Here is a 6,000-nt window from a genome sequence, read left to right as displayed (position 1 = left end):
GAAAGCATCGTTCCGATGGACCAGAGGCCCACGATGCACTAACAATCAAACCGGACCACCCGATGGGGGCACGCCAGGACAACCACTTCGCCGGCCGGGGTGTAGACCGCACCAATCATATGAGTGGCTTCGCCGCTGCCCACAATTCCATCCATCTGGGAGGTCCATGCGAGGAACAGGTTGCCGTTCTCGAGCTGGACCATCATGGTTTGGCTGCCAACTCCAACATCGAATTCGTTCACCAAAACACCGTCAAGATCGAAGATCGTGACATGGGAGGCGGTTTGTGTGGTTTTGGTCCAAAAGACCGCAATATTACCGTCATCCAATTGGACGAAGTTGGATTCGCCCCACGGACCGAAAAGGAACGAACTGCCGTCTTCTTCTATGGCCGGGACCATTGTCGCCGTGCCAACCTTGTTTCCGTCAGCATCAAAACGTTGAAAATACGTGACCCTCAACTCCCCCCAGAAGACGATGTAACCCCCATCATCCAGAGTGAGCATTTTCGGCTTGAACTGATGTCCGACCGTGTTTTCATTTACCAGCGTCTCGCCGCCAACGGGGGCACCAGCCGCATCAAATGTCTGGCAATAGATGCCGTACTGAAGGGTAAATTGGGAATCATAAGGGTCGGTGATGGAAAAATCATCCTGTGCGAAGGATTGCCACGCGACGACAAACCCACCTCCGGGCAAGGCCGTCACCTGCGGCATGATCTGATCGCTGATCAAGTAGCTGTTGACGACGAAAGGGGTCCCAACCGGCGCCCCGGTTTCATCCAAGAACTGGGCAAAGATGTCATAGCCCTCTGCCGCACTTCCGGTTCCGGCCCAGACCACGATCGTGCGTCCATCTGCTAGCGGCGCATGGTGTACCATCCTGTGGTCGCCATCGTAGAAAGGGGAAAGAAGAACAGGGGCGGACGACGGGGCAAGCATCGGATTCGTCATACTCATATCCTTGGGCTAAAATAACGCTATGATTGTGAATTATTCCTCAGACAATTCCAATAGCGTGCAATGCGCCGCTGAGTTCTTTTGGCGGGCAGGATCACGGACCGAAATCAAGGTCACAGACCGGTTTCCAATCGGAATGCCGCCCAATCTTCGGGGGTGTCCAGATCACGGCGGGCCCGTTGGCCGGGCAGGGCGACCAGATGCACCCGGTTGGCATGGGCAGCGATGATCGGGGCGCCGCCGGTATCGCCTGAAAGATCGGCGAAGTCGGGGCGCAGCGCGGCATCGAACAGGATCGGATGACCGGGCTTCCCCTCCTCGGTCGCGCCGCGCCAGATCAGGGCGTCGGGTGCTGTGCCGGGCGCGTCCAGAACGGCGCGCAGGTCTTCGGGGGCCAATTCCGCCAGATCGGGCAGCAGCACGAGGAACCGGTCACAATCGGGCAGGGCACGCACCCCGCGCCGGAGCGAAATCGACATCCCCTGCGCCGCATCCGGAACCGGAACGATTGCCACCGGAAGCCCCTGCAGAACAGCGGCCCGCGGATCATTCGGGCCGGGGAGCGCCACCATAACCCGCCCGCCCGTGGTCATGGCTGACAGGACCTGCCGCCGCAACAACGGGACGCCGCCAACCGGCTGCAACAGTTTGTCCGCCCCGCGCATGCGCGACGACCGCCCGGCGGCAAGGATCAGGACCGGTGTTTCCATGCCCCTCTCCCTACCGGCGAATCGCCGCGCCGCAAAGCCGCTCTAGCCGCGAAGCCGCTCTCCCTCGGGGTCGAACATCGGGGTGCTGATCGCGCGGGCCTTCCGGCGCGACCCAAGGATTTCGATCTCGACCTCCAGATCGGGCGACGCGGCGTCGCGCGGCACCAGCGCATAAGCGATGGATTTGCCCGCGTGATGCGAATAGCCGCCCGAGGTGCAGTACCCTTTCACCTCGCCGCCGATAAAGACCGGCTCGTAGGCGACCACATCGGCGTCGTCGGCATCGACCTCGAAGGTCATCAGCGTACGGGCGGGGGGAGTGGCCCGTTCCGCCTCGGCCGCCGCACGGCCGATGAAATCCACGTTCTTCTTCCAGGCGATGAAGCGGTCCATCCCGGTTTCGGCGGGGGTATAATCTGGCGAAAACTCCCGCATCCACGAGCCGAAGAACCGGTCCAGACGCAGGCTCATCATCGCCCGCATCCCGAAGGGCTTCATCCCGTGCGGCTGACCCGCGGCCCATAGGGTTTCCCACAATTGCCGCTGATCCATCGGGTTGCAGAAAATCTCGTATCCCAGATCGCCGGTATAGCTGACCCGCTGAACGATGCAGTCCACCTGACCCACGACCATCTTGCGCGCGTCAAGGAACCGGATGTCGGTGACATCCGACAGGGTGCAGGCGGCCAGCACTTCCCGCGCTTTTGGCCCGGCAATCTGAAACCCGGTCAGGCTGTCCGAGGTGTTTTCGACCTGCGCGCCGTCCGCCGCGTTCATTTCGAACCAGCGCAGATGCTGCGCCTGCGCCCCGTAAGAGGCCGTCAGGCGGAAATCACCCTCGGCCAGACAGGAGACGGTGAAATCCCCCAGAAGCCGCCCCTTGGGCGACAGCATCGGTGTCAGCGACAGGCGACCGGGGGCCGGGATGCGGCCCGCCATGATCCGGTCCAGCCACGCCCGCGCGTTCGGCCCGGTCACCCGGAACTTGCCGAAGTTGTGTGTTTCGTTGATGCCGACGCCCTCGCGCACCGCGCGAACCTCGCGCGCGGTCGCCTCCCACGCGTTGGACCGGCGGAAGGACGGGGTTTCATAGCGGGGCTCGTCGCCTTGGGCAAAGTAGTTGACGACCTCAAGCCCAAATTGGGCGCCCCAGACCGCGCCCATGCTGTCGAAAATATCGTACATCGGCGTGGTGCGATGCGGCCGGGCGGCGGGAAGCTCCTCGTTCGGGTAGCTGACCGAGAAGCGGCGCTGATAGTTCTCGATCACCTTGGGCAGGGTATAGCCCGGTGTGATCCACTTGCCGAACCGGGCCACGTCCATGGCGCTGACATCCCGTTCGCATTCGCCTTCGATCATCCATTGCGCCAGCATCAGGCCGACGCCGCCGCCCTGGCTGAACCCGGCCATGACACCACAGGCGGACCAATAGTTGCGCATGCCCGGCACCGGGCCGACCAGCGGGTTGCCATCGGGGGCAAAGGTAAAGGGGCCGTGGATCACCGTCTTGACGCCCGCGCGTTCCAGCACCGGGAAACGCTTGTAGGCAAAGGCGATGGACTCTTCGATCTTGTCGAAATCATCGGGCAGCAATTCGTGCCCAAACTCCCACGGGGTGCATTTCACTGCCCAGGGCCGGCAGGGCTGTTCATAGAACCCGATGCACAGTCCCCGGCCTTCCTGCCGAAGATAGCTTTCCCCGGCGGGGTCCATGACGTGGGGGTGTTCTTCGCCGCGTTCGTAAATCTCGGGCAGGTCGTCGGTGACCAGATACTGGTGCTCCATTGGGTGCAGCGGCAGGTAGACACCGGCCATCGCCCCCACCTCGCGCGCCCAAAGGCCGCCGGCGTTGACGATATGTTCGGCATGGATGGTGCCCTTTTCGGTCACCACGTCCCATGTGCCATTGGGGCGTTGATTCGTCTCGATCACCTTGCAGTGAGTTTCGATCGTGGCCCCGCCCATCCGGGCGGCCTTGGCATAGGCGTGGGTCGTGCCGGAGGGATCAAGGTGGCCGTCCAGCGGATCGTAAAGCGCGCCCTTGATCCCGTCGAGGTTCACGATGGGGGCCAGTTTGGCGATCTCTTCCGGACCGACAATCTCGGTCTCCAAACCCATGTAGCGGTGCTTGGCCCGCTCCGCGACCAGCATGTCGAACCGGTCCTTGTTGTCTGCCAGCGTGACCCCGCCCACGTGGTGCAGCCCGCAGGACATGCCGGTGATCTCTTCCAGCTCGCGATAGAGCTTGATCGTATAGCCCTGAAGCGCGGCCATATTGGTATCGCCGTTCAGCGTATGAAACCCGCCCGCCGCGTGCCATGTGGACCCCGATGTCAGGTCGGACCGTTCGATCAGCATCACATCCGACCAACCCAGCTTGGTCAGGTGATACAGAACGGAACATCCGACAACGCCGCCGCCGATGACGGCCACACGGGTGGTGGTTTTCATGACTTCCTCCGGTTGGGTTTGGCCCAGAATGCGTTTTGCCCGCAATGATGATCGCCTTTACACGACACTCACTGTCGTTTTCCAAGGCCCGCAACAGAAAAAGCCCCGCGCAGATGCCGGGGCTTGATCCTTGGGGAATTGTTGATCCCTTAGGGAATGATGCGGGTGTATTTCACACCTTCCAGCGTGGCCCCGACACGGAACCCGGCCTGCGCAAAGACAACGGCGATGACAGGGGCAAGCGAGGTCGTGGTCTCGGCTCGCAGCATCTCGCCCTGATCGTTCAGCGCGTATTCCATATCGGCACCCGCTGCCCAGCCCGATCCGCGCCGGAAATCCATCAGCGCCTCATCGGTCATGAAGAACAGAACATGGCTGAACTGCTGTGCGCCGACTTGAATGCCTGCACTTGCCCCGGCAGCGGAATAGTAATCAACCGACGTGTTCTGGATCCGCAAGGCGCCGCGACCGAACGACCCGCCAAGCCCAAGCCCGACCTCTGTCATGACCGGCATCACCAGCATGCCCTTGGCGCTGGCCGCAAGGTCACGTGTGCCGGGATAGCGGGAATACATGTAATTCAGGGTCTCGTTGACCCGCGCATCAATGGTCGGCGCGCCGGTACCGCCAATGCCATTGCTGCAGGCGGACAGGGAAACCCCGGCCAACGCGCCAAGCGCGAAATTGCGTCTTGAAAGACTGCTCATCTCTTGTGCCTCTTGTGCCTGTGGGCGGCCTTTTCGGCCGCTCTTGATGCACACACTATAGGCAGAGTTGGCGGGGCTGTCACCCGCAAGATGCAGGGGCAGGTCCGGCGGCGGGTTTCAGCCGTTCAGCACTTTGGCGGCCTCGGGTGCAAAATAGGTCAGGATGCCGTCACAGCCCGCGCGTTTGAAACACATGAGGCTCTCCATCATCACCTTCTTGCCGTCCAGCCAGCCGTTTTGCGCGGCCGCCTGCAACATCGCGTATTCCCCGGACACCTGATAGGCAAAGGTCGGCACGCCGAATTCGGTTTTCACCCGGCGGCAGATGTCCAGATAGGGCATCCCCGGCTTGACCATGACCATATCGGCCCCCTCGGCCAGATCACGGGCAACAAGGCGCATCGCCTCGTCCGAATTGGCCGGGTCCATCTGATAGGTGTTCTTGTCCCCGGTCAGCGCGCCCGTTGCCCCCACCGCATCGCGGAACGGCCCGTAGAAGGAAGAGGCATATTTCGCGGTGTAAGACAGGATCGTAACCTTTTGGTATCCTTCACTTTCCAGCGCGCCGCGAATGGCCGCGATCCGGCCATCCATCATGTCCGACGGCCCAAGGATATCCGCGCCCGAGGCCGCCTGCGCCAGCGCCATTTTCACCAGTGCCTCGACCGTGCGGTCATTGACGATTTCGCCGTTTTCGACAAACCCGTCGTGGCCATTGATGTTGTAGGGATCAAGGGCGATATCGGTCATCACCGCGATTTCGGGGCAGGCCGACTTGATCTCGCGGATGGCGCGATTGGTCAGGTTGTCCGGGTCCCAGGCCATCGCGCAATCCTCGGTCCGGTGTTCCATCGCCGTGTAGGGGAACAGGCAGATCGCCGGAATGCCCAGATCCCACGCGTCTTTTGCCGCGGCGCCCACGCGATCAACCGTGCGACGGACGACGCCGGGCATCGACGGCACCGGGGTTTCGGCATCCGTCCCCTCCATCAGGAAGACCGGCCAGATGAAATCTGAGGGCGTCAGGGTGTTTTCGCGCACCATCGACCGCAGGGCCGGGGTGGCCCGCAGACGGCGCGGGCGGTTGGCGGGAAAGGGGGCAGGGATGCGGGTCATCTGGAACGGGCCTTTCTTGTCACAAATCACGGGTGCCACGGATTTTGTCGCATCACA

General features: G+C 62.3%; 5 protein-coding genes. All 5 read right to left on the bottom strand.

Going from position 1 to position 6,000, the window contains the following annotated elements:
- Nucleotides 1-38 precede the first annotated feature (38 nt).
- The 5 genes from U3648_RS09030 to hemB all read right to left on the bottom strand — a co-directional run bounded on the left by U3648_RS09030 (nucleotide 39) and on the right by hemB (nucleotide 5,943).
- Nucleotides 39-953: an aryl-sulfate sulfotransferase gene (locus U3648_RS09030; protein ID WP_420858902.1), complete on the bottom strand. Its 915-nt coding sequence runs from the start codon at nucleotides 951-953 to the stop codon at nucleotides 39-41.
- 119 nt (nucleotides 954-1,072) lie between these two features.
- The gene (locus U3648_RS09025) at nucleotides 1,073-1,669 is read right to left on the bottom strand and encodes a nucleotidyltransferase family protein (RefSeq protein ID WP_420858901.1); all 597 of its coding nucleotides are present in this window, start codon (nucleotides 1,667-1,669) and stop codon (nucleotides 1,073-1,075) included.
- 42 nt (nucleotides 1,670-1,711) lie between these two features.
- Nucleotides 1,712-4,120 carry a GcvT family protein gene (locus tag U3648_RS09020; protein WP_420858900.1) on the bottom strand — a complete coding sequence of 803 codons (2,409 nt, stop codon included), beginning with the start codon at nucleotides 4,118-4,120 and terminating at the stop codon, nucleotides 1,712-1,714.
- A gap of 149 nt (nucleotides 4,121-4,269) precedes the next feature.
- Nucleotides 4,270-4,827, bottom strand: a complete 558-nt coding sequence (locus U3648_RS09015; RefSeq protein WP_420858899.1) for a lipid-binding SYLF domain-containing protein — start codon at nucleotides 4,825-4,827, stop codon at nucleotides 4,270-4,272.
- Between the two features lie 117 nt (nucleotides 4,828-4,944).
- Complete coding sequence (hemB, locus tag U3648_RS09010) at nucleotides 4,945-5,943, bottom strand: porphobilinogen synthase (protein ID WP_420858898.1); 999 nt, start codon at nucleotides 5,941-5,943, stop codon at nucleotides 4,945-4,947.
- Nucleotides 5,944-6,000: the final 57 nt, after the last annotated feature.

The sequence above is a fragment of the Marivivens marinus genome, from assembly GCF_035969385.1.
Classification (GTDB): Bacteria; Pseudomonadota; Alphaproteobacteria; order Rhodobacterales; family Rhodobacteraceae; genus SELP01.
The sequence above is the reverse complement of the archived record's forward strand: the minus strand, read 5'-3'. Positions and strand labels throughout refer to the sequence as shown.

Excerpts from the sequence above, each read along its gene's own strand:
- U3648_RS09030 (WP_420858902.1), bottom strand. The coding sequence starts at position 953 with ATGACGAATCCGATGCTTGCCCCGTCGTCCGCCCCTGTTCTTCTTTCC.
- U3648_RS09025 (WP_420858901.1), bottom strand. The coding sequence starts at position 1,669 with ATGGAAACACCGGTCCTGATCCTTGCCGCCGGGCGGTCGTCGCGCATG.
- U3648_RS09020 (WP_420858900.1), bottom strand. The coding sequence starts at position 4,120 with ATGAAAACCACCACCCGTGTGGCCGTCATCGGCGGCGGCGTTGTCGGA.
- U3648_RS09015 (WP_420858899.1), bottom strand. The coding sequence starts at position 4,827 with ATGAGCAGTCTTTCAAGACGCAATTTCGCGCTTGGCGCGTTGGCCGGG.
- hemB (WP_420858898.1), bottom strand. The coding sequence starts at position 5,943 with ATGACCCGCATCCCTGCCCCCTTTCCCGCCAACCGCCCGCGCCGTCTG.